The 21951-nt window shown below is 65.5% G+C and carries 20 protein-coding genes and 1 pseudogene; 7 read left to right on the forward strand and 14 right to left on the reverse strand.

Annotation, left to right across the window (positions count from 1 at the left end; translation table 11 throughout):
* Positions 1-50 precede the first annotated feature (50 nt).
* Genes E5X34_RS15460 through E5X34_RS15480 form a run of 5 tightly spaced genes read right to left on the reverse strand, consistent with a single transcriptional unit; the run spans position 51 to position 5269 of the window.
* The gene (locus E5X34_RS15460; RefSeq protein WP_292566178.1) at positions 51-1289 is read right to left on the reverse strand and encodes an MFS transporter; all 1239 of its coding nucleotides are present in this window, start codon (positions 1287-1289) and stop codon (positions 51-53) included.
* Complete coding sequence (locus tag E5X34_RS15465; protein WP_292566181.1) at positions 1286-1738, reverse strand: MaoC family dehydratase; 453 nt, start codon at positions 1736-1738, stop codon at positions 1286-1288. The genes E5X34_RS15460 and E5X34_RS15465 overlap by 4 nt, the downstream gene beginning before the upstream one ends.
* Positions 1735-2175 (reverse strand): zinc ribbon domain-containing protein, encoded by a 441-nt coding sequence (locus E5X34_RS15470; RefSeq protein WP_292566184.1) that lies wholly within the window; start codon positions 2173-2175, stop codon positions 1735-1737. The genes E5X34_RS15465 and E5X34_RS15470 overlap by 4 nt, the downstream gene beginning before the upstream one ends.
* Positions 2175-3326, reverse strand: a complete 1152-nt coding sequence (locus E5X34_RS15475) for a thiolase family protein (RefSeq protein WP_292566187.1) — start codon at positions 3324-3326, stop codon at positions 2175-2177. The genes E5X34_RS15470 and E5X34_RS15475 overlap by 1 nt, the downstream gene beginning before the upstream one ends.
* Positions 3323-5269, reverse strand: coding sequence for an acetoacetate--CoA ligase (locus E5X34_RS15480; RefSeq protein ID WP_292566189.1), 1947 nt, complete (start codon positions 5267-5269; stop codon positions 3323-3325). Before E5X34_RS15480 ends, E5X34_RS15475 begins: the two co-directional genes overlap by 4 nt.
* A 134-nt stretch (positions 5270-5403) precedes the next feature.
* Here E5X34_RS15480 and E5X34_RS15485 point away from each other — a divergent pair, with 134 nt between their 5' ends.
* On the forward strand, positions 5404-6579 hold the full coding sequence (locus tag E5X34_RS15485) for an acetyl-CoA C-acetyltransferase (RefSeq protein WP_292566192.1): 1176 nt from the start codon (positions 5404-5406) through the stop codon (positions 6577-6579).
* Between the two features lie 115 nt (positions 6580-6694).
* On the opposite strand, the gene E5X34_RS15490 is transcribed toward E5X34_RS15485, so the two are convergent.
* From E5X34_RS15490 to E5X34_RS15515, 6 genes are all read right to left on the reverse strand, one after another.
* A complete protein-coding gene (locus tag E5X34_RS15490) occupies positions 6695-7618 on the reverse strand; it encodes a nucleoside hydrolase (protein ID WP_292566195.1) in 924 nt (307 codons plus the stop codon).
* A 12-nt stretch (positions 7619-7630) separates the two neighbouring features.
* Positions 7631-8653, reverse strand: coding sequence for a nucleoside hydrolase (locus E5X34_RS15495; RefSeq protein ID WP_292566198.1), 1023 nt, complete (start codon positions 8651-8653; stop codon positions 7631-7633).
* Between the two features lie 26 nt (positions 8654-8679).
* Positions 8680-9678 carry an ABC transporter permease gene (locus E5X34_RS15500; protein ID WP_292566201.1) on the reverse strand — a complete coding sequence of 333 codons (999 nt, stop codon included), beginning with the start codon at positions 9676-9678 and terminating at the stop codon, positions 8680-8682.
* Positions 9666-10721 (reverse strand): ABC transporter permease, encoded by a 1056-nt coding sequence (locus E5X34_RS15505; protein WP_292566204.1) that lies wholly within the window; start codon positions 10719-10721, stop codon positions 9666-9668. The genes E5X34_RS15500 and E5X34_RS15505 overlap by 13 nt, the downstream gene beginning before the upstream one ends.
* The gene (locus tag E5X34_RS15510; protein ID WP_292566206.1) at positions 10718-12247 is read right to left on the reverse strand and encodes an ABC transporter ATP-binding protein; all 1530 of its coding nucleotides are present in this window, start codon (positions 12245-12247) and stop codon (positions 10718-10720) included. The genes E5X34_RS15505 and E5X34_RS15510 overlap by 4 nt, the downstream gene beginning before the upstream one ends.
* Before the next feature lie 83 nt (positions 12248-12330).
* Positions 12331-13332 carry a BMP family ABC transporter substrate-binding protein gene (locus E5X34_RS15515; protein ID WP_292566209.1) on the reverse strand — a complete coding sequence of 334 codons (1002 nt, stop codon included), beginning with the start codon at positions 13330-13332 and terminating at the stop codon, positions 12331-12333.
* A 303-nt stretch (positions 13333-13635) separates the two neighbouring features.
* Here E5X34_RS15515 and E5X34_RS15520 point away from each other — a divergent pair, with 303 nt between their 5' ends.
* Together E5X34_RS15520 and E5X34_RS15525 are read left to right on the forward strand one after the other, a co-directional pair.
* Positions 13636-14220: an amino acid synthesis family protein gene (locus E5X34_RS15520; protein WP_292566212.1), complete on the forward strand. Its 585-nt coding sequence runs from the start codon at positions 13636-13638 to the stop codon at positions 14218-14220.
* Positions 14217-14806, forward strand: a pseudogene (locus E5X34_RS15525) (amino acid synthesis family protein). Before E5X34_RS15520 ends, E5X34_RS15525 begins: the two are co-directional and overlap by 4 nt.
* A 93-nt stretch (positions 14807-14899) precedes the next feature.
* Here the strand turns inward: E5X34_RS15525 and E5X34_RS15530 are convergent.
* The 3 genes from E5X34_RS15530 to E5X34_RS15540 form a co-directional block, all read right to left on the reverse strand.
* The gene (locus E5X34_RS15530) at positions 14900-16099 is read right to left on the reverse strand and encodes an amidohydrolase family protein (RefSeq protein ID WP_292566215.1); all 1200 of its coding nucleotides are present in this window, start codon (positions 16097-16099) and stop codon (positions 14900-14902) included.
* A 130-nt stretch (positions 16100-16229) separates the two neighbouring features.
* Positions 16230-16799 carry a MarR family transcriptional regulator gene (locus E5X34_RS15535; RefSeq protein ID WP_292566218.1) on the reverse strand — a complete coding sequence of 190 codons (570 nt, stop codon included), beginning with the start codon at positions 16797-16799 and terminating at the stop codon, positions 16230-16232.
* A gap of 41 nt (positions 16800-16840) precedes the next feature.
* Positions 16841-17482, reverse strand: a complete 642-nt coding sequence (locus tag E5X34_RS15540) for an isochorismatase family cysteine hydrolase (RefSeq protein WP_042638814.1) — start codon at positions 17480-17482, stop codon at positions 16841-16843.
* Positions 17483-17736: 254 nt separating this feature from the next.
* Between E5X34_RS15540 and E5X34_RS15545 the strand changes: the two genes are divergently transcribed.
* The 4 genes from E5X34_RS15545 (at position 17737) to E5X34_RS15560 (ending at position 21940) form a co-directional block, all read left to right on the forward strand.
* Positions 17737-19101 (forward strand): extracellular solute-binding protein, encoded by a 1365-nt coding sequence (locus E5X34_RS15545; protein WP_292566222.1) that lies wholly within the window; start codon positions 17737-17739, stop codon positions 19099-19101.
* Between the two features lie 97 nt (positions 19102-19198).
* A complete protein-coding gene (locus tag E5X34_RS15550; RefSeq protein WP_292566225.1) occupies positions 19199-20122 on the forward strand; it encodes a sugar phosphate isomerase/epimerase in 924 nt (307 codons plus the stop codon).
* A 7-nt stretch (positions 20123-20129) separates the two neighbouring features.
* Positions 20130-21035: a sugar ABC transporter permease gene (locus E5X34_RS15555; protein WP_292566228.1), complete on the forward strand. Its 906-nt coding sequence runs from the start codon at positions 20130-20132 to the stop codon at positions 21033-21035.
* A 2-nt stretch (positions 21036-21037) separates the two neighbouring features.
* Positions 21038-21940, forward strand: coding sequence for a carbohydrate ABC transporter permease (locus E5X34_RS15560; protein ID WP_292566231.1), 903 nt, complete (start codon positions 21038-21040; stop codon positions 21938-21940).
* The last annotated feature ends 11 nt before the right edge of the window (positions 21941-21951 follow it).

Genomic DNA, 21951 nt, shown 5'->3' on the forward strand with positions numbered 1-21951 from the left:
GGTCCCGCCGCAAATCGTTTTGCCGCGACTCAAAAAGCGGCAGCGCCACCCTACCGGAGGCCGCCCGCCATTTTCACGCTCTCCGGCAAGTTTCGCAACCATAGCATGGCGGCGGCCCCCAGAAGCGGCCCCGGAACCAGGAGCAGGAAGGCCCAGCGCCAGCCGCCGATGAAGTCAGCGAAGCGCGGCGTCAGCCAGATGGCAAGCACCGTCAGCGCGAAACCGGCGCCGAGTTGCACCGACAGGGCGGTGCCGACAAAGCGGCGGTCGGCAAGTTCGGTGACTGCGGCGGAGAACTGCGCCGAATCACCGATCACCGAAACGCCCCAGACGATCGCCACCAGCATGAACAGCCAGAGCGGTCCGGTAAACAGAAAGCCCATCAGCAGCGCGCAGCTTCCCGAGACGAGCATCATGCCGGCGGTAGTGGCGGTGCGGCCGATCCGGTCCGACAGATAGCCGCCGAGCAGACAGCCGAGAATGCCGGAGGCGACGACAAGGAAAGTCGCGAGCGAGGCGGTGGCGGTGGTTCCGATCGCCTGAGCCTCGAAGGCCGCGCGCGTATAGGCGAGCAGCCAGGCCCACATGGCATAGAGCTCCCACATGTGGCCGAGATAGCCGAGATTGGCGAGGAGCAGCGGCTTTTCGCGGAACACCTGGCCGATGCGCGAGGGCTCGAAGATAGCCTTGCCGAAGGGATAGGGTCCTTCCTTGGCGAACAGCAGGAAGAGCAGCGCGCCCGCCGCCGTCGCCAGGCTGGCGGCGGCGACCACCGGCCGCCAGTCGAGCGCGGTCGAGACCGCGCGGAAGAGATGCGGCAGCGCCGAGCCGACCGTCAGCGCGCCGATGACCGCGCCGAGCGCCAGCCCCCGGTCGCGCGTGAACCAGGTGGCGACCAGCTTCAGCGCCGGCGGATAGACCCCGGCAAGTGCGGCGCCGGTGATGATACGCGCTGCGATCACGCCGCTCGGCCCAAGATGAAGCAGAAGCGTCGCGTTGGCCAAAGCGGCAACAAGGGCCGCGGCCGCCATCAAGCGGCTGAGCCGTACAAGGTCCGGAAGATTGACCAGGCTCGCCGCCAGCGCGCCGATGACGAAGCCGACCTGGACGCCATTGGTCAGCCACGCCTCGGCGCTCGGGCCCAGCGCCAGCTCGTGCTTCAGTTCCGGGAGTATCGCGGTCGCCGAAAACCAGGTGGTGAGCGACAGGACGACCGCCAGGCAAAGCAGCGACAGCACGCGCCAGCGTTCGCTGTCGGCCGCCACGCCAAGCCGGCCGGCCGTGCTCATGCGCCTTGCAGCGGAACGGTGAAGACCGTGGCCGTGCCGGTCAGGCAAAGCTCGCCCTGGCCGTTGCGCACGCTGGTCTCGATCTTGCAGATCGGCTTGTCGGGGCGCACTTCCTTGACCTCCACGCGGCCGGTGATCTCCTCGTCAACGCCGACCGCCTTGACGAACTTCCAGGCCACTTCGAGGAACACGGTTCCGGGGCCGGGCAGATCCTCGGCGACCAGCGCGTTGAGGATGCCGGAGGTCACGCCGCCCTGAACGATCAGCTTGCCGAACACCGACTTCTCGGCCAGCGCGCGGTCGTAATGCAGGGGATTGCGATCGCCGGTGATGTCGGTGAAGGCCTCGATGTCGCTCACCCTCGTGCGCCGCGTGCGCTCGGCGAAATCGCCGACCTGCGGACGACCTTTCACGACACCCACCCAACCGTCTTTCATTTCGGTGCTCATTGCGGCTTCTCCTCTGCTCTGGGTTCGACTGGTTTGAAGGCAGGCAGGACACGGCCGCCGATGGCAGTCGGCGCAAGAAGCAGCATGTCCCCGACCTGTAGCGGCCGTGTGCCGGGCAAGATGAAGCTCAGTATCGTCGGGCCTTCGGCGAGCTCGACCAGGCCGACCACGTAAGGTGCGGCGGGCAGCCAGCTGGGATGGCCGGGCTTGTGCACTTCCGAAAAGGATTTGAGCCGTCCCCCGCCCGATGCGTCTTTCCAGACCAGACGCTTGCTCCAGCAGTGCGGGCAGATCGGGCGCGGATAGAAGATGGCCTTGCCGCAATCCTCGCAGTGCTGGATGGTCAGCCGGCCCTTGGCGGCGGCATCCCAGAACGGCCTGGTCAGCGCGGTGATCGTCGGGCCAGGGGTTTTCAGCGTGTTGAGATCGACGGACATCAGGCGGCTCCCAACACCAGCGCGGTCGCTTCGCTCATCGTCGCGCCATTGCCGGTGATCAGCGCGAGCCCGGCGTTGCCGATCTGGCGCTCGCCCGCCTCGCCACGCAGCTGGCGCACCGCCTCGACGACATGGGTCATGCCGCCGGCAAGGTCGGGCTGGCCGAAGCCGAGCTGGCCGCCATGCGTGTTGAGCGGCTTGTCACCCTTGTGGGAAAGATCGTGGTCGTTGAGCCACGCGCCGAACGCGCCCGGCGCGCAGAGGCCGGCATCCTCGATCGTGGTCGCGACCATGATCGTGTAGCAGTCGTAGAGCGACAGAAGGTCCATCTCATCGGCCCGCGTGCCGGACTGTTGGAAGGCCCGCGCCATGGCGCTCTTCAGCGGACCGGAGGTGAGGTGTGGGGCCTGGCTGACCGCGCGGTGCGTGACCTTCTCACCGGCGCCGAGCAGATGGACAGGCGGCCTGCGCAACGACCGCGCGCGTTCGGCGGAGATGACGACGACCGCTTCGCCGCCGGCGACCGGCATGACGATTTCGAGGAGGTGCAGCGGCGAGGCGATCATCGGCGAGGCAAGCACCGCTTCGACATCTGCCGGCTTGCCGAAGAAGATGGCGTCGGGATTGAGCTGCGCATTGGCGCGGGCCGCCGCGGCGATCAGCGCGAAATCACGCGCGGTCGAGCCATATTCCGCCATATGCGCCTGCATCAGCAGCGCGTAGGAAATGTTGGCGCCCGAGGCGCCGAAGGGCACGTCGAACTCGCGGATTGGGTTGCGGTTGGGCGAGCGGGGCGCAACCTCCTCGCGGTTGTTGGCGAGCACGCACAGCACCGCCTCGCACATGCCGGCCTCGATCGCGGCGGCCGCGCGCCAGACCATGCCGGCGCCGGATGCGCCGCCGAGGTCGACGACATTGGCCATGGTCGGCGCGAGGCCCAGATATTCGGCAATGGTCGCCGGAACATGCTGCGGCGTCTCGCCGACCTGCGGCCCGACCAGCAGCCCGTCGATCGCCGCCGGCTCCAAGCCGGCGTCGAATACCGCCAGGCGCGAGACCTCGGCGATCATCTCCAGTGTGGTCACACCTTGCGTCAGGCGCTGCGGCTTCAACTCGCCGATGCCGACGATCGCTCCCTTTGCCCGGCTCATGCCGCCTTGCTCCGGTCGAGCACGCGGTATTCCTCGAGGCAGGCCGGATTGGCGAGTGAAGCCATGTTCTTGACAGGCTTGCCTTCGAGCGTGGTGCGGGCAGCGCCCTCGACGCGCTTGCCGTTCAGCGTGTAGGGCACGGCTTGCACCGCGTGGATGCGATGCGGCACGTGGCGGGGCGAGGCGCCTTCGCGGATCGCTTTGCGAATTCGCGCGGCAAGCTCTGGGCTCAGCGCATAACCGTCCTTGAGCTTGACGCAGAGCACGATCTCTTCGTCGCCCTCGACCGGCGCGCCAAAGACCAGGCAATCCTCGATCTCGGCAAAATTCTCGCAGGCGGCGTAAATCTCGGCGGTGCCGATGCGAACGCCGCCGGGCTTCAGCGTTGTGTCCGAGCGGCCGTGGATGACGCCCGAGCCGTAAGCGGTCATCTCGGCGACATCGCCATGCGTCCAGATTTCCGGGCGCGCGGCGAAGTAGGTGGCGTGATAGCGCTCGTCGCCATCCTTGCCCCAGAAGGTCAGCGGCATCGACGGGAACGGCTCGGTGCAGACGAGATCGCCCTGACGGCCGATGACCGGCGCATTGCGCTCGTCCATGACGCCGACGGCGAGGCCGAGCCCTTTCACGGTCAGTTCGCCGCGCCGTACAGGATGGATCGGCGATCCCAGCAGGAAGCAGCCGATGATCTCGGTGCCGCCGGAGATCGAAGCGAAGATCATATCGCGCTTCACATGATCGTAGACCCAGTCGAACTGCCCGGGAGAGACAGGCGCACCGGCCGACAGCAGCGAGCGCAGCGACGAGAGATCATGCAGGCGCGCCGGCGCGTAGCCTTCGGACGCAAGTGTCGCCAGATATTTCGGGCTGGTGCCGAAATGCGTGACCCTGGCGCGCTCCGCCATCGTCCAGAGCGGACTGGGGTCGAGACCATCGGCCGATTTCAGGATCGGCGCGCCGTCATAGAGCACCACGCTCGCGCCGCAGGCCAGGCCTGAGATCAGCCAGTGATACATCATCCAGGCGGTGTTGGTGTACCAGCTCATGACGTCGCCCGGGCGGACATCGCCGTGGAGCAGGTGCTCCTTCAGGTGCTGGAGCAGCACGCCGCCGGTACGATGGACGATCGCCTTCGGTGCGCCGGTCGTGCCGGAGGTGTAGAGCACATAGGCCGGATGGTCGAAGGGCACGCGCTCGAAGGAGAGTGGAGCGTCGCGGCCGAAATCGTCGAGCGAAATGCAATCCGCCGCGCAGTCTGGCCTAGGGCCCGGTTCGCCGGTCAGCACCAGCGTCGTTACCGTCGGCATCGCGGCGACGATCTCGGCCAGCCTGCCGGAGATGTCGTGCTCCTTGCCCGCATAGCGGTAGCGCGGCGCGGCGAACAGCACCTTGACGCCGATCTGGCCGAGGCGGTCGACGATCGCCGCGGCGCCGAAATCCGGCGAGCAGGACGACCAGATGGCGCCGACGGAAAGCGTCGCCAAAAGCGCCACGAGCCCTTCGACCCTATTTGGCAGGATACCGCCGACGCAGTCGCCCTTGCCGACGCCGGCCGCGCGCAGGCCATGCGCCGTCCTGGCGACGAGCAGGCGCAATTCGCCCAGTGTGATGGCCCGGAAATGGCCGCTCTCGTCGGCCTCGATGAGAGCAACCCTCGCCTCATCGCCGCGCAGCAGGTTTTCCGCGAGATTGAGTGTCGCTTCCGGCAGGAAACGGCTCCCGGTCATCGGTGCATTGTCGTCGCGCAGGAAGCAGATCGCGCCAGGATCGCCGATGACCTCGGCGAAATCCCATATCGCTCGCCAGAAGGCGCCGGGATCGCCGATCGACCAGCGATGCAGCGTCTCGTAGTCGCGCGGATCGAAGCCGTTGGCCATCGAAAAGCGCGCAAGGTTGGACGATTGGAACGCGGCCGGCGCCGGCGTCCAAAGCACGGATGACATGGATTTCCTCCCGCAATGCAGGCCCGGCTCGATGCCGCGACCTTGCCTGCCGATCCATTTCATGATTATTGGTTATAACCAGAATGTCAAGCGGCGATCACGCCCAAGCGAACCGCGCTGCCGGAGGAACAGACATGGACGCCGTTTACATCGTTGCCGCCAAGCGGACGCCCATCGGCAAGCTGAACGGCGCGTTCGCCGGTCTGTCGGCAGCGGAGCTGGGGGCGCAGCTTATCCAGGCCATGCTCGCCGACGCTGATCTCGCGCCCGATGCCGTTGGCGAGGTGATCATGGGCCAGGTGCTGACCGGCGGCGCCGGGCAGAATCCCGCCCGGCAGGCTGCTCTGAAGGCCGGCCTGCCGGTCGGCGTGCCTGCCATGACCGTTAACAAGGTCTGCGGCGCCGGCCAGAAATCGATCCATCTCGCCGCCCAGGCCATCCGCTGCGGCGACGCCGACTGCGTGATCGCCGGCGGGCAGGATTCGATGACCTCGGCGCCGCATTTCATTTCCGGCGTCCGCGGCGGCATCCGCATGGGCGACCGCACGGTCAAGGATTCCATGATCACTGACGGGCTGTGGGATGCCTTCCATCAGGTGCATATGGGCGTCACCGCCGAAGCGCTGGCGCAGCGCTACCAGATCACCCGCGAAGAACAGGACAGGTTCGCGCTGCGCTCGCAGGAGAAGGCGGACGCCGCCATCCAGGCTGGCAGATTCGACGACGAGATCGTCCCCGTATCGATCGAGGCCAGGCAAGGCGATCTCGTCATCGAGCGGGACGAGCATCCCAACCCCTCCACCACGATGGAGGGCCTTGGCCGGCTGAGGCCGGTCTTCGATGCGGCGGGGACGATCACGGCCGGCAACTCATCCGGTCTCAACGACGGCGCCGCCGCGGTGCTTGTGATGTCGGAGGCGCGGATGAAGGAACTCGGCCTGACGCCCCTCGCCCGCATCGCGTCTTACGCTTCCGCCGGCGTCGAGCCGATGGACATGGGCCTCGGTCCAGTCGCGGCCTCGCGCCGCGCACTCGACAAGGCCGGCTGGCGCCATGCCGATCTCGACGTGATGGAGATCAACGAAGCCTTCGCCGCGCAGGCCATCGCGGTCAACCGCGAGATGGGCTGGAACGAGGACATCATCAATATGAGCGGCGGCGCCATCGCGCTCGGTCATCCGCTGGCCGGCTCCGGCTGCCGCATCGTGGTGACGCTGCTCCACGAGATGGTCCGGCGTGGAGCGAAGAAGGGCCTTGCCTCGCTCTGCATCGGCGGCGGCCAGGGTGTCGCGATCTGCCTGCAGCGGTGAGCCTTCCTACGGCTTAAAGCGCGTCGCGATCTTTCAGATTCGCTCCATGCGCTTTAGGTTTTTGATTACGCATGTCTTTATTCCGAAACCAATTCCCACTTTCGGGAGACATGCTTTAGCGGAGCAAGTCAAACATCAGCTTGAAGAAGCGATCCGCATCGACTTCATAGGCGATGCGCGCATTGTCCTCCTCACCGCGCTCATGCCAGAAATCGGCCACCGTGGCGCCGAATGTGTAGCTGCCGGACAGGTCCACGCCGATATGGGCCGGACGCGTGCGCACCAGCGTCGGATCGATCGCCAGCGCCAACGCCAGCGGGTCGTGCATGGCGCCGCCGACGCCCATCGAGTTGCGGTGCAGCTTCTCGTAGAATTTCAGCCAGTCCATGACCACGCGGCCGAGCGGCGTGTCAATCCTGGCCAGTTCCTCATATTGCGGCGCCTCGATCAGCACCTGCATGGTCACGTCGAGCCCTATCATGGTGATGGGCACCCTGGCGTCCAGCACCAGCTTCAGGGCCTCGGGGTCGCAGAAGGCGTTGAACTCGGTCGGCGTGATGATCTCGCTCTTGCGATAGAACACGCCGCCCATCCAGATCAGCTCCTTGATCTTGGGCAGCACGTGCGGGTGCTTGAGCACGAGCAAGCCGATGTTGCAGAGCGGGCCGGTCGCCACCACCAATAGCGGTTCCGGAGATGCCGCGAGCCTCTCGGCAAGGAAGTCCACCGCATGCTGCTTGATCGGCCCTCGCGAGGGCTGCGGCAGATAGGGCGAGCCTTCGAGCCCGCTCGGCCCATCCGCGGTGCCGAGAACCAGCGGCCTGGCCAGCGGCCGCGCGCAGCCGGCGGCGACCGGCACATCGGTCGCGCCGACGAAATCGAGGACGCGGATCGCATTGTCGGTGGTCTTCTCGAGCTCGGCGTTGCCGCAGGTGGTTGTCACGCCCAGAAGCTCGATGTCGGGCGAGCGATGCGCCATGACCAGCGCGATGGCGTCGTCATGGCCGGGGTCGCAGTCGTAGAGGATCGGTGTCGGCATGGGCGTGGACTCTCAGGCTGCGGGCCGGCCGTAGCGGGCCATGGTGGTCTTGAACATGTCAAGGAAGCGGCGGCCGTCGAGCCCCGTCGCGATGCATGTCGTCTTGGGGCCGCCGCCAGGCAGGATCTGGTGGCCGCGATAGGCGACGACCTGGCCGCGCGCCACGCCCCTCTCCAGCACAACGTCGGCAAAGAGCGGCGCGCTTGCCTCGACGAGGCCCGGATCGACAGCCAGCGCCACGGTGATGACGTCGTCCATCGGAAAGCCGACCAGGCCGAAGAACTCGCGCCAGATGTCGATATAGATTGGAAAGACCTCGCTGATCATCTCAACCACCGGGTTGGTGCTGTCGGCGGCCGCGGCTTCCATGTCGGCCAGGTCGTCGCGGGTCAGCATCGAGTCGGCGACGCGGTTGTCCTCGCAGACATCGAGCGGGACGAGGATCTTGTCGACCTCAGCGTTGAGCACGATGCGCGCGGCCTCGGGATCGGCCCAGATGTTGTACTCCGACAGCGGCGTCATATTGCCGGGCGTCGAGAAATTGCCGCCCAGCACCAGCATGTTCTTCAGCAGCGACGGCAGTTTCGGTTCCTGCAGGAATGCCAGCGCGGCGTTCGTGGTCGGCCCGGTCGTAATCAGCGTGATCTCGCCGGGCGCGGACCTCACCGTATCGATGATAAAATCCACCGCATGGCCAGGCGTCGCCTTGCGCTTCGGCTCCGGCGCCGGCGGGTTGAAAGCCTTCAGCCGCTCGCCGAAGCGCGCTGTCAGCCTTTTTTCGAAATGGACCGGCGCCAGCATGTCTTGCTTGGAATTGCCGACGATCGGGCGCCAGGCGCCGGCATGCACCGGCACGTCGTCCTTGCCGGCGAGCGACAAGGTGTTGAGCACCACGTCGGTGACTTGCTTGATCGGTCCGGCGGCGCCGGTGGTCGTGGTCACCCCTTCCAGCCTGAGGTCCGGATGGGCGGCGGCGAACAGCACGGCGAGAATGTCGTCGCCAGCCGAATCCACGTCCAGGATGATGCGTTGCATGAAGAGCCTCGAAAGGTTGAAGGGCATTACGGACGGTTGTCGGCGGGCAGCTTGCCGCCGCTGTCTTGCGGCTTCTCCGCCAGAGCGTTGCGCATCGTCTCCAGCGTCTCGCGGATCAGCTTGGGACGCGTGCGCCAGGACAGGGCGAACAGCGCCAGCAGCGCCACGGCATAGGGCACGGCGAGGATCAGGTAGGAGGGGAAATTGAGGATCTGCAGACGCAGCGAAAAGGCGTCGGCAAATCCGAACAGCAGACAGCCGAGCAGCACCTTGAGCGGGTCGCCGGCGGAAAAGATCAGGATCGCCACCGCCATGAAGCCGCGTCCCGACGACATGTTCTCGGTAAACATGGTGATGTAGCCGAGCGACATATGCGCGCCGGCGAGGCCCGCGAACAGGCCGCACAGCAGCGAGGCGATGTAGCGGACCCTGGCGATCGAGATTCCCAGCGTCTCGGCGGCTTCAGGCTTCTCGCCGACGACGCGCAGATAAAGGCCGAGCCGCGTGCGGGCGTAGAACAGGACCAGCAGCGGAACCGAGAGGAAGGCGACATAGACCAGCGGCGTGTAGCCGGAAATGAGCTGCGCATAGGACGGCCCGAGGATGTCGCGCGCGCCCGGAAGCTGCACCTTCGGCAGGCCGACAATGCCGCGCCCCACGACCGACCCGCGCGTGCCGAAGATCGCCTTCATCAGCGAGATCGTCATGCCGCCGGCAAGGATGTTGAGCGCCAGGCCGACGACCACCTCATTGGCGCGGAAGCTGACGACCAGCACGGCGTAGACCAGCGCGAAGGCGAGCGCCGCGGCCACGCCGATCAACAGCCCGCCGAAAGAGGAGCCGGTCCAGATCGAGCCGATGACGGCGAAGAAGGCGGCGATCAGCATCTGCCCTTCCAGGCCGATGTTGAAGATGCCGGCCTTGGTGGTGAAGGAGCCGCCGAGCGCCACCAGGAGGATGGGCGTGGTGGTTCGGATCGTGGCGACGACCAGCCCGACATTGAAGAAGGTGGCTAGAATTTCCATCGGCGCCCCCCGGTGCGGTCACCTTTGCGGCGCAGCAGGAGATCGGCCGAGACCGCCAGGATGATCAGGGCTTGGATGACGGTGATGATCTCGCGCGACGCCGTGGTGTCGACCTCGAGCAGCAGCGAACCCGCCCGCAGCGCTCCGAAGAACAGCGCCGTGAAGATCGTGCCGATCGGCGAACCGTTGGCGAGAAGGGCCGCGATCAGCCCGTCGAAGCCGAAGCCGGGCGCGAACCCTTCCATGAAACGGTGATGCACGCCCAGCGTCTCGACGCCGCCCGCCAGTCCGCCGACGGCGCCGGAGGCAAGCAGGACGCCGAAGCCGGCGCGGCGCACATTGATGCCGCCATAGTCGGCGAATTTGGGCGCCGATCCCACCATGGTGACGGCGTAGCCGGTGGTGGTGAAGCGGAAGAACAGCGCGGTCGCCACCGCGAGCGCAAGTCCGATCAACAGGCCGATGTTGAGCCGGGAGAACGAGAACAGCTCCGGCAGATAGGCGCTGGGCAGGATCGGCGGCGTTTCCGACCAGCCGCCCGGCCGCTTGAACAGGAAGATGGTGAAATAGGACGTCAGCAGCACCGCGACATAATTGGCCAGGATGGTCGACACCACTTCGTTGGCGCCGAACCGGACACGGAAATAGGCCGGCACCGAGACCCAGGCAGCACCCGCCGCGACCGCCGCCGCCACCGCGACAAGCACATGCAGGACCGGCGGCAGCGCAAAGGAGAAGCCCACCCATGCCGCGGCGAAGCCGCCGAGAAAGAGCTGGCCCTCGATACCGACATTGAACATGCCGCCGCGCAGGCCGATGCAGGCGGCGACGCCGCAGATCAGGATCGGGGTGGTCTGCAGCAGCGTGCCGGCGATCTTCTCGGAATCGCCGAAGGCGCCGCGCATCAGCGTGGCGAACACTCGCAGCGGATTCTCGTCGATCATCAGGATGACGACGGCGCCCAGCGCAAGCGCGATCGCCAGCGCCAGCAATTGACCGGCAAGCGTGCGCCTGAGGTTTCTTGGCAGGAGCGAGGAGATCATTGAACCTCCGCCGCGGCGACCGGATCTATTCCCGCCATCATCAGTCCAATGCTCTCCTCGTCCATCGCCGCTCCGTCGATCTCGCCCATGATGCGCCCCTCGAACATCACCAGGATGCGATCGGCAAGTGCTGCCAGTTCGTCCAGTTGCGTCGAGATCAGCAGGATGGCCTTGTCGTCGGCGCGCTGGCGCATGATCTCGCTGTGGATGGCCTCCTGGGCGCCGATATCGACGCCGCGCGTCGGCTGGTCGATCAGCAGGAAATCGCCGCCGGCGGTAAATTCACGCGCCAGCACCACTTTCTGGATGTTGCCGCCCGACAGGCTGCTTGCGAGGTCGCGCGGGCCGCGCGCGCGGATGTCGAAGCGCTGCATCAGCGCTTTCGTTTCGCGATCCACGGCGCGCCAGTCGATCAGCCCGCGACGGCTGTAGGGCTGCTTGCGCTGGCGCCCCATCAGCATGTTGGCCGACAGCGTCGCGTTGCCGTCGACGCCGCGCGCCAGGCGGTCGCCAGGGACGTGGGCCAGACCGCGGGCGCGGATCTCAGCCGGCGAATGCTCGAGCAGTTCCTTGCCGTGCAGCAGCGCCGAACCATGGCTGGCCGGCCGCAATCCGGACAGGACCTCGGCAAGCTCGGTCTGTCCATTTCCCGCGACGCCGGCGATACCGACGATCTCGCCCGCGCTCACGCTCAGGTTGACCGCCTTCAAAGCCGGCAGCCGGCGATCGTCGCGTGCCCACAGATCGCTGACGGACAGCACCGCGCGTCCGGAACCCGGCGAGCGCGGCCGCCGGTCAAAGCTGACGTCGCGCCCCACCATCATCCGCACGAGCTCGCGCTTGGAAAGCTCGGATTTGCCGCGTGTCGCCACCACGCGGCCATCGCGCAGCACGGTGATGGTATCGGAAACTGCCATCACCTCCTCGAGGTGATGCGAGATGAAGATGACGGTCATGCCGTCCTCCACGAAGCTGCGCAGCGTGGCGAACAGATCCCGGCTCTCCTGCGGCGTCAGCACCGCTGTCGGCTCGTCGAGGATGATGATGCGGGCGTTGCGCGCGAGCACCTTGAGGATCTCGATGCGCTGCTCGATGCCGACAGAAAGACCGGCGACGCGCTCGGCGGGATCGACGTTGAGGCCGAATTTCCGCGACAGCGTCCGCGCCTGCTCGATCTGGGCTTTGCGGTCGATCAGGCCACGCTTGCGGATCTCCATGCCGAGAAAGATGTTGTCGGCAACGGTGAGCGAGGGCACGAGCTTGAAGTGCTGGTGCACCATGCCGAGCCCCTCGGCAATGGCGACGGCCGGGCTGGTGACGACGAGAGGCTTGCCGTTGACCGAGATGGTGCCCTCATCGGGCTGCAGCAGCCCGAAAAGGACGTTCATGAGCGTCGTCTTGCCGGCGCCGTTCTCGCCGATGATGGCGTGGATTTCGCCGCGCCGCACGGACAGGTCGATGCGGTCGTTGGCGGTGAACGCGTCGAAGCGCTTTGTGATGCCTTGAAGCTGTACCGCTATGTCCATGAATGAAGACGAGCCGAAACAAGAAAGCTGGCAGATGAAGGGCCGACGCCGCACCGGGGCGCCGGCCGCCGGTTTCGGCAGGCCTATTTCGCCTTGGCGATCGTGATCTTGCCGGCGATCACGTCCTGGCGCAAGGTTTCGAGCTTGTCCTTGATCGCCTGCGGCAGTTTCGCCGCGACGTCGTCGCAAAGCTTCACCTCGACACCGCCCGAGGCAAGGTCGAAGGTGCGGGCGCCGGGCTGCACTTTCTTGCCCTGGACCTCGTCCTTGATGATCGAATAGACGGCCACGTCGCCGCGCTTAAGCATGCTGGCAAGCACGTTGCCCGGCGCCGAGGAGCACATGTCGATGTCGACGCCGAGCGAGTATTTGTCGGCCGCGGCGCTCGCCTGCATGACGCCCTCGCCGGTCGGACCGGCGACGTTGTAGACGATGTCGGCGCCCTGGCCGTAAAGCGTCTGGGCAAGTTCGCTGCCCTTGGCCGGATCGTCGAAGGTGCCGGCGAAGACGGCGTTCACCTTGACGTCGGGAGCGGCGTATTTCACGCCCTGCTCATAGCCGCCGAGAAAGTTGCGGATGACCGGGATGTCGCGGCCGCCGACGAAACCGATGGCTTTGCCGGAGCCGATCTTGTCGAAGGAGGGTCCCAGATCCTCGACCATGCCGGCCAGCGCGCCGGCGATGAAGGAGCCCTGCTCCTCGGCGAAGTTGGCATAGATCATCGACTTGCTGTCGAGCACGCCGTCGATGAAGATGAAACGCTGGTTCGGGTATTGCGCGCTGACCTTCTGCAGCGCGTCGACCAGCTCCCAGCCCATCACGAAGATCAGGTCGTATTCCCCGCTCTTGGCGAGGTTGGCGAACTGCTCCTCATAGTCGAGCGAGCGGTTGCCGGTATCGACCAGCTTGAGATCGATGCCGAAATCGTCCTTGGCCTTGTTGAGGCCGTTGACGATCGAGACGCCGAACCCTTGCGCGAAATAACCCGAGATCGCGGCCACATGGACCTTGTCGGCCGCGAGCGACGGGAGCGAGGAAGCGGCCAGCACGATACCGGCCGCCAAAAGGCGAGCGAATGTCTTCATTTGGTTCAACCCTCTGGTAGCCTGTCGGCAGTGTCATCAACTCGGTCTTCTCACCGCCGATCTTGTTGATGGTCATATGACCATCGAAAAATGCGGAAGCGTTGTCAATCCCCCACCGCAATCTTAGAATTGACCCCGCAAGTCATGAAACCGCTGAGACTCAGCAAAAAACCTTGGCTCTCGCTGAGGTCCTGAGGCGATGGCCGGGATTTCTGCGCCGGCTCCGCGCCGGAACGAAACCAGGGTTGACTTTGGCAGCGCGTCGAAAGACTGTTGCTACTCAAATGAATTCTGGAGCATAACATGGCAGAGGTCGCGGTGCGGAAATTCGTCGTTTCCGTCGATGAGATTTTTCATGAAGGCGGCCCGGCGGCCGAGACCCCGGCCAGGCGCGGAGCCATCCTCGCCGTCATCGAAAATCCGTTCGCGGGCGGATATGTCGAGGAGCTGATGCCGTTCATGGACAAGCTCAAGCCGCTCGGCCTGGAGATGGCCCGGCGCCTGCTCGATGCGCTCGGCGGTGACCCGGCGGCGATCGAGGGCTACGGCAAGGGCGCGATCGTCGGCGCCGCGGGCGAGCTCGAGCACGCCGCGCTTTGGCACAATCCCGGCGGCTATTCGATGCGTGAGATTCTCGGCGGCGCCAAGGCGATCGTTCCGTCCACCAAGAAGGTGGGCGGACCGGGGACCCGGCTGGACGTGCCGATCACCCACATCAACGCATCCTATGTGCGCAGCCATTTCGATGCCATCGAGGTGGGCATCAACGATGCCCCGCGGGCAAGCGAGATGGTTGTCGCGCTCGCCATGACCACGGGCCCGCGCGTGCACGCCCGTGTCGGCGGCCTCAAGGCCAGCGAGATCAAGGGCGAGGACGGCTTGCGATGAGCGGGAATATCGGCGTGCGCCGCATCGTCACCATCGTCGAGGAAACACTGATCGAAGGCGGCCGTGTTCTGGAAACCCCGACGCGTCGCGCCGCCGCGGTGGCGATCATCGCCAATCCTTTCGCCGGCGCCTATCACGAGGACCTGTCGCCGCTGATGGCAACCGGCAAGGCGCTCGGCCGCATCCTGCCGGAGCGCGCGGTGGCCGCCCTCGGCATTCCGGGCGACAAGGTCGAGAGCTTCGGCAAGGCCGCCTTGGTAGGCGAGGATGGCGAACTGGAACACGCGGCCGCCCTGCTGCATCCCGAGCTCGGCGCCCCGTTCCGCGATGTGCTGGGTGGCGGCGCCGCGCTCATTCCATCTTCCAAGAAACGCGGCGCACCGGGCGCGGCCTTTGACATTCCGCTCGGCCACAAGGACGCGGCCCGCGTGCGCAGCCATTTCGACGGCATGGAAGTTCGCGTCGCCGACGCGCCGCGGGCCGACGAGATCGCGGTGCCGTCGCCGTCACCGATTCCGGCCGGCCGCTGCCGCGCGTCGGCGGACTGACCAAGGACCGGATCGTCGGGGTCGACGGCATGGTCTGACGACCGGCTGACCGAAGGCTTGATGAAGGGTCGAGAAAGCCGCTCGGAACGAGAGCGGCTTTCTGATTTCGGACGTGGCCGCGTCGAGGCCGGTCAGGCAGCCTGGAATTCAGGCACGATGATCGAAGGCGGCGTGTTGCGGCTGCGCCCGATCCGCTGGACGCCATCGACCAGGATCATGCCGATGCCGGGCATGTTGCCGAGCGTCATGGCGTCGAGCACGCCTTCGCCGGCGCCGCCCATGGCCTGGTCAATAAAGACGAGATCAGCGGCAAGGCCTTCGGCTATGCGGCCGCGATCCTTCAGCCCGCGCATTCTCGCAACGTTTCCGGTGGCGAAACAGATCGCCACTTCCGGCGGGACGTCACCCAGCGAGGCAAGCATGGTCACCAGCCGCAGCATGCCAAGCGGCTGCACGCCGGATCCTGCCGGGCCGTCGGTGCCGAGCACCAGCCGGTCGAACGCGCCGATCTCGCGGATCACGTTCAGCACGAAAAGGGCGGCGCGCATGTTGCCGTTGTGGACGATCTCGAGGTAGCGCGGGCTCTTCTCGCAGATCAGCCGCAATTCGGCCTCGGGCAGCGAGGTGGGGCCGCCATTGAGATGCGCGGCGACATCTGCATCGACTTCGAGCACAGTCTCCGACCCGATGCGCGCGGAGCCCGGAATGGAATGGCCACCGGTATGCGTCATCGAGGTCATGCCGTTGCGGCGCGCCCACTCGATCATCTTGCGGCCGGTGGGACCGTCCTTGACGGCACCGAGCCCGAACTCGCCGACCAGCGTGACGCCGGCAGCGGCAAGCTCCTCGAAATCACGTTCCTCCAGTCCCTTCTCCAGAATCAGCGCCCCCGCAAGCACCTTCATGCCGAGCGGCGAAAAACGCGAAAAGGCGCGCTGCGCCGTGATCGCCAGCGCCTTGACGCCGACGACGTCGCCTGGACGTCCGGGCACATGCACCTCGCCTGCCGAGACCAGCGTGGTGACGCCGCCGTGGAGCGTGGATTCGATCCAGCCAAGCTGGTTCTGCCGCGGCGTCCAGTCGCCCATCACCGGATGCGAATGGTTGTCGATCATGCCGGGCATGATGGCCGAACCCTTGGCGTCGATGACGGCGCCAGCGGAGCCGATCCCGATCGCGCTTTGGCGGCCGACCGCCGCGATCAGGCCGTTTTCGATGACGATCATATCCGCGTCCGCCACCGGCCGGGCGATGTCGCCGGTCAGGACCAGACCGAGGTTGCGGATGACGAGGCGACTCGCGGCGCCGCGGGGCTTGGATGAATGCTGCATGCTGCCGAAGTCCTCGTTCTTGACTTGCAAAGGCAGACGGATCGTCCGGCATGCAGGCATGCGGACCCTGACCTCTGCCGGGGTATCGATTGGAGCGAGAGCCGGACCGGCCGGCCCCTCGCCTGGGGTGTTATGCCGTTTCGTCAGACCCGCTGATGCGGTTGAGGAGTTCAAGCAGCGTCGCCTGCTCTCCCGGGGTCAGCGGCGCAAGCAGCCGGCGCACCACCTCCATGCTGCGGTCGAGCAAGGGCAAGGTGTAATGGACACCGGCATTGGTCAGCGTGATCATCGTCATGCGCTGGTCGGTCTCCGAGCGCTTGCGTTCGATCAGTCCCCTTTTCATCAGCGCCTTCACCACCAGGCTGATGGTCGAGGGGTCCATCTGCGTCAGCCGTCCGAGATGGTTCTGCGAGACCTCACCATAGCGCAGCAAGGTCGCCAACGCCGCATGCTGCGTCGGTGTCAGGTCGGCATGCGGCATCACTTCCTGGAAACAGGCCGTCGCCCGCTGATGCGCTCTGCGCAAGATATGCGCGGCATGGTGCTCCAGCGAATATCCGGTGCGCGCATAGAAGGCGAGAATTTCCTCGCGGCCCAATTCCGGCAAATCCAACGCGGAGCCCGAACCGGCGGGCAGGGTCTCTTCGATTATCTCCTCTTCGCCACTCAATGCGGTTTCCATGTTTTTCTGTTCGTTCAAAGGCCGCGAGCCCTCCACTGCAGAAGCTAAACGTCGTTGTCTCAGGCGGCAATCATGTTGGCGATCGGCGCGCCCTGGCGCAGCGCCGCGACGACGGTGGCCGAATCCGACACCACGCCGAAATGCGTGGCGATGTCATACAGCGAGCTGTCGTGTTCGCGCGGCCCCGTCGCCGCGCAAGCGTCAGCCGGAACGACCACATCGTAGCCGATGAAGAACGCGTCATGCACCGTGGAGCGCACGCAGATGTTGGTCACCACCCCGCATATCACCAGCTGGTCCACCTGCATGTCCTTCAGGGTGAGGTCCAGATCCGTCTGGAAGAAGGCCGAATAGCGCCGTTTGACCACGTGGATCTCGTCCGCTCGCGCCCCGAGATCCTCGATGATCTCGACCGCCCACGTCTTCTCCAGTCCGTGCGGCGTGCGCTTTTCCCATTCGCGCTCGCGGCGCATGCCGGGGCGATGCGCGTCGTGCACCCAGATGACCGGCGCGCCGACCGCCCGCGCGGCCTCGATCAAGGCCAGCTGCGGCGCGACGAGCCGTTCATAACCAGGAAGCACCATCTTGCCGCCCGGCTTGCAGAACTCGTTGATCATGTCGACGACCACGAGCGCGGTGCGCGCGGGATCGAGCCTGAGCTGGCGATCCTGGAAATGCGCGGAAAAGACATCCACCGACATGGCTTCTCCTTTTCGCCGCCGTCTGGCGGTTATCATTGATGATCAAACAAGACGCTGAATGGATGTGAAGTCAAGGCCATTTTTGGCTCAGCGGCGTAAATCTCGGATAATCGCGAAAAATCACACCTGGTTGAGTGCCGAAAAGGTCAAAACTTGCAACTTGACAAGGCCAGAACCTTGCCGCTTACTCATATGACAATCAATGAATTCTCGAACTTCAGGACGGTTCGGGGATCAACAGAGGGGATCCTGAAATGTCTGATTTCATGCCCAGATTGCGCCTTGCCTTTACCCCCGCGTCGCTCAAGACCGGTGTGTTCGCCGTCTCGCTGGCGACAGCATTCGCCGGCCCGGGATTTTCCGGCCTGGCACATGCCGATGGCGTCACGCTGAAAGTGTTCGGCGGCTCCTCGCTGGACGTGCTGGCTCCGCGCGAAAAGCCGGAAGTCCAGACAAAGATCCGCGACGAGATCGTCTCGGGCTTCCTGAAAGAGCACCCTGACGTCAGCGGCGTCGAATGGGACGCGCAGGGACCGCAATCGGGTTCGCTGCAGCGGACGGTGACGGCCAAGCTTTCCGGCCAGGAGATGGACCTCATTGCCTGCTCCGCCTATTGGGTCAACGGCGCCTATGTCCGGCGCGGCCTGCTCAAGCCCATCACCGACGAGGTCAAGCCGTTCGCGGGCAATGTCGACGCCACCAGCCTCGGCGCCTTCACGGTCAATGGAAAGCTCTATGGCGTGCCGATCAGCTCGCTGTCGACCTCGACGATCTTCTACAATGTAGAGCTGTTCAAGAAGCTCGGCATTCCCGAGAAGCCGACCTATGAAGACCTCAAGGCGGCCGTGCCGAAACTGCAGCAGGCCGGCGTCATACCGCTGCTGCACCAGGGCGCCAACGCGGTGATGTGGCCGATGTGGTATTTCGAGGCGCTGGCGCAGTCCAGCGGCGATCCGATCGCCCTGACGCAAGCGCAGCTCGAGGGCAAGGAACCGTTCAACGATCCCGCCAGCGTCGAAGCCTTCCGGCTGATCAAGCAGTGGGTGGATGACGGCATCCTGTCGAAGGATTCGCTCTCGGTCGACATGGACGGCATGCGCGCCGCCTTCGCCAGCGGCAAGAGCGCGATGTATTATGGCGGCACGTGGGAAGTGCCGTCGCTGAAGGACAGCGTGAAGAGCTTCACCTGGGGCGTGTTCCCCTTCCCCAAGATGCCTGGAACCAAGGGCGAGCCGAAGCATGGCGGCGGCGCCGACAACGGCATGTGCCTTTCGGCCTCGATCCCGGACGACAAGGTCAAGCCCGCGCTCGACTTCATCGCCTATCTGACCAAGCCGGAGGTGGCAAAGATCTACCTGGCGGCGGACCAGCCGATCGCAACCTCCATCAAGGGCGTCGATGGCGTGAACGAACCCTATGCCGCGTCGCTGCGTGAAACGACCTTCCCGAACACAGTGAAGTTCCTCGACTGGATGTGGCCGAGCGAGGTGACAACGGCGGTCGCCTCCGGCATCGCCGGCGTCGTCGGCGGCACCACGACGCCCGAAGATGCCGCGGCCAGCGTGCAGGCGGCGTTCAAGACGCTCGTCGACGAGGGCAACTGGCCTCCCAAGGACTGAGCCGGGACCCTTCCAATCACAGCAACCATCCTCCCCCCGCCGCGGGCCGGGCACTCGGGCCGGCCCGCGGCATCATTCCAGGCAGAAAGACACTTCCATGACGCGCGCTGCCCGACAGCGGTTCTCCATCGGCTACCATCTCAACAGTTGGGACCTGACCGGCCAACCGCTGCGCCCCGCCCTCGAATTCCTCGCCGCCCAGGGTTTCGGCTGGTTCGAGATCCTCGCCTTCACCAGCCTGTCCGACCAGTTCGCGCGCAAATACATGCAGCTCGGCGATCTGCCGCCCCCCGGTGTCACCACCGACACCGACATCCTGCGCCGCTATGCGCTGCTGTCGGAAGCCCAGAGCGATCTCGGCATCAAGCTCTCCTCGCTCTATGTCAACGCGACCTTCATCAATCCCAACCTTTGGGCCTATGAGCGCGACTGCCTGGTGGCGCTTGCGCGCCTGCTGAAAGGTTTTGGCGCGCCGGTTCTGGTGCTGGGCGGCGGCCCTTCGGTGGCGTCCGGCAATGCGCATGGCGCCGAGGACTACAAGGCGTTCTGCCGCGCGCTCGAAGACATTGGGCGCCGCACCGCCGATCTCGGCATCGCCACCGTCTACCACCCGCATCTCGACACTTTCATCGAGCGCCGCGAGCAACTCGACCGCATGATGGACGAGCTCGATATTCGCCACGCGGGGCTCTGCATCGATCCCGCCCATCTGGTGCAAACGCATTCCGATCCGGTCGATGCGCTGAAGACTTATGTCTCGGCGGTCCGCTACATGCACTTCAAGGACTCTCATGTTGACGACAACCTGAAGGGGCCGGAGCGCTACGCCGCCTTCTGCGAGCTTGGCGCCGGCGTGGTGGATCTGCCGGGTCTGGTCGACGTTTTGCTCGACGCGGACTATGACGGACTTGCCGTCGTCGAGCTGGACGCATCCCAGAAGACGGCCGAGCAGAGCGCGCTCGAAAGCATCGAATATCTCACCGGCACGCTGGGTCTGGCGCTGGCCCCCGGACAGGGCTAACCGCGACATGGCGGCCAGCGCGCGGCGTAAAGAAGCGATGGGCGGCGATGCTTTCGCCGCCGCCCTCATGGTCGCTCCCGCTGCTCTGCTTCTCGGCCTCTTCTTCGTCTGGCCGTTCCTGCGCGGCCTGTGGATCAGCGCGACACGCTGGGACGGTTTTTCCGCGCCGGTCTTCGTCGGCTTCGCCAACTACGCCCGGCTCTTCGGCGACGGACTGTTCCAGGGCGCGCTCATCAACAACCTGATCTTCGTCGCCCTCATCCTGGTCTTCAAGAACGGCTTTGGCATGGGGCTCGCGCTGCTGCTCGACCGCGCGCTGTTTCTTCGCGGACCGATCCGCGCCGCCGTCTTCATCCCCGTCACGCTGTCCTTTGCCGCGACCGGCCTGCTATGGTCATGGATCTATAATCCGGTGTTCGGCCTGCTCAACGCGGCCTTGGACCTTGCCGGGCTCGCCGGCCTGAAGCGCTCCTGGCTGGGCGATGCCGAGATCGCCCTCTACGCCATCGTTGCGGTCGACATCTGGAAGTGGCTGGGCTTCCACGCGGTGATCTATCTCGCAGGTCTGCAGACCATTCCGGCCGAGCTATACGAAGCGGCGCGCATCGACGGCGCCAATGCGTTTCACCGCTTCCGCCACATAACCTTGCCGCTGATGATGCCGGTGGTGCTGATCAACGTCATCCTCGGCCTCTCGGGTGCTTTCGTGCGCAACTTCGACATCGTGCAGGTGCTAACCCAGGGCGGTCCCAACCATGCCACCGAAGTGGTGATGACCTTGATGGTCAAGACCGCCTTCCAGGACGGCAATATGGGCTATGCGAGCGCCATGGGCTTCACGCTGTTCCTGATCGTCGGCCTCTGTTGCGTGGCGTTGTTGGCGCTCATGCGCCGCTCCAGGGTGGAGCTGTGACGATGGCGGCGCCCGCCCCTGCCGTCACGATCGGCAAAGCCGCCTCCGTTCCGATGCGGTGGCGGCGCCGCGCCATCTTCGGCCAAAGCATTGGCGAACTGGTCCTCGTCTACGGCCTGCTCGCGCTTGTCCTGATCGAAACGCTCTATCCGCTGATCTGGGTTCTGTTCGGCTCCTTCAAGTCGAAGGAAGAGGTGATCACCAATGTCTGGGGACCACCTACACAGCTTCTGTGGTCGAACTATGCGGAAGCCTGGACGATTTCCGGCATGGGGGCCCGCATCTTCAACTCGGCGAGCATCACCGCCGGCGCGCTGCTGCTTCTCGTGCTCGCGGCCACGCCCGCGGCCTACGCGCTGTCGCGGATCAGGTTCCGCGGCCGCAACGTCGTCATCGCGTTCATCGTCGCCGCAATGCTGGTGCCGCCGCAGGTGATGGCGATCCCGCTCTTCATGACGGCGCGCGACCTTGGGCTCGTCAACAGCCGTGTCGGTATCGCCATCATCCATGCCGCGTCGACATTGCCGCTTTCCATCTTCATCATGCGCAGCTTCTTCCTGACGCTGCCGATGGAACTGGAGGATGCCGCCCGCATGGACGGCGCGAGCCGGCTGCAGACGCTGTGGCATGTGATGCTGCCGCTCATCCGCCCGGGCATCGCGCTGGTCACCATCTTCGCCTTCATCGAGATCTGGAACGACTTCTTCCTTGCCTTCCTGTTGCTGCGCGAGCCGTCGGTGCAGACGATCCCGCTCGGCCTCGTCGCCTTCTTTCAGCAATACGGCTCGATGTGGAACCTGTATTTCGCCGCGCTCACACTGACGACGCTGCCGGTCATCGCGGTGTTCCTCTTGATGCAGCGGCATTTCATCGCCGGCCTGACCGCCGGCGCGGTAAAGTCCTGAACGGAGATTGC

This window comes from Mesorhizobium sp. (assembly GCF_004963255.1).
Lineage (GTDB): Bacteria > Pseudomonadota > Alphaproteobacteria > Rhizobiales > Rhizobiaceae > Mesorhizobium.

Bases quoted from the DNA above. Each gene is read 5' to 3' on its own strand.
- E5X34_RS15485 (WP_292566192.1), top strand. From the start codon at position 5,404: ATGGACGCCGTTTACATCGTTGCCGCCAAGCGGACGCCCATCGGCAAG.
- E5X34_RS15490 (WP_292566195.1), bottom strand. From the start codon at position 7,618: ATGCCGACACCGATCCTCTACGACTGCGACCCCGGCCATGACGACGCC.
- E5X34_RS15510 (WP_292566206.1), bottom strand. From the start codon at position 12,247: ATGGACATAGCGGTACAGCTTCAAGGCATCACAAAGCGCTTCGACGCG.
- E5X34_RS15550 (WP_292566225.1), top strand. From the start codon at position 19,199: ATGACGCGCGCTGCCCGACAGCGGTTCTCCATCGGCTACCATCTCAAC.
- E5X34_RS15520 (WP_292566212.1), top strand. From the start codon at position 13,636: ATGGCAGAGGTCGCGGTGCGGAAATTCGTCGTTTCCGTCGATGAGATT.
- E5X34_RS15545 (WP_292566222.1), top strand. From the start codon at position 17,737: ATGTCTGATTTCATGCCCAGATTGCGCCTTGCCTTTACCCCCGCGTCG.
- E5X34_RS15470 (WP_292566184.1), bottom strand. From the start codon at position 2,175: ATGTCCGTCGATCTCAACACGCTGAAAACCCCTGGCCCGACGATCACC.
- E5X34_RS15530 (WP_292566215.1), bottom strand. From the start codon at position 16,099: ATGCAGCATTCATCCAAGCCCCGCGGCGCCGCGAGTCGCCTCGTCATC.
- E5X34_RS15480 (WP_292566189.1), bottom strand. From the start codon at position 5,269: ATGTCATCCGTGCTTTGGACGCCGGCGCCGGCCGCGTTCCAATCGTCC.
- E5X34_RS15500 (WP_292566201.1), bottom strand. From the start codon at position 9,678: ATGGAAATTCTAGCCACCTTCTTCAATGTCGGGCTGGTCGTCGCCACG.
- E5X34_RS15460 (WP_292566178.1), bottom strand. From the start codon at position 1,289: ATGAGCACGGCCGGCCGGCTTGGCGTGGCGGCCGACAGCGAACGCTGG.
- E5X34_RS15540 (WP_042638814.1), bottom strand. From the start codon at position 17,482: ATGTCGGTGGATGTCTTTTCCGCGCATTTCCAGGATCGCCAGCTCAGG.
- E5X34_RS15465 (WP_292566181.1), bottom strand. From the start codon at position 1,738: ATGAGCACCGAAATGAAAGACGGTTGGGTGGGTGTCGTGAAAGGTCGT.
- E5X34_RS15560 (WP_292566231.1), top strand. From the start codon at position 21,038: ATGGCGGCGCCCGCCCCTGCCGTCACGATCGGCAAAGCCGCCTCCGTT.
- E5X34_RS15505 (WP_292566204.1), bottom strand. From the start codon at position 10,721: ATGATCTCCTCGCTCCTGCCAAGAAACCTCAGGCGCACGCTTGCCGGT.
- E5X34_RS15515 (WP_292566209.1), bottom strand. From the start codon at position 13,332: ATGAAGACATTCGCTCGCCTTTTGGCGGCCGGTATCGTGCTGGCCGCT.
- E5X34_RS15555 (WP_292566228.1), top strand. From the start codon at position 20,130: ATGGCGGCCAGCGCGCGGCGTAAAGAAGCGATGGGCGGCGATGCTTTC.
- E5X34_RS15495 (WP_292566198.1), bottom strand. From the start codon at position 8,653: ATGCAACGCATCATCCTGGACGTGGATTCGGCTGGCGACGACATTCTC.
- E5X34_RS15475 (WP_292566187.1), bottom strand. From the start codon at position 3,326: ATGAGCCGGGCAAAGGGAGCGATCGTCGGCATCGGCGAGTTGAAGCCG.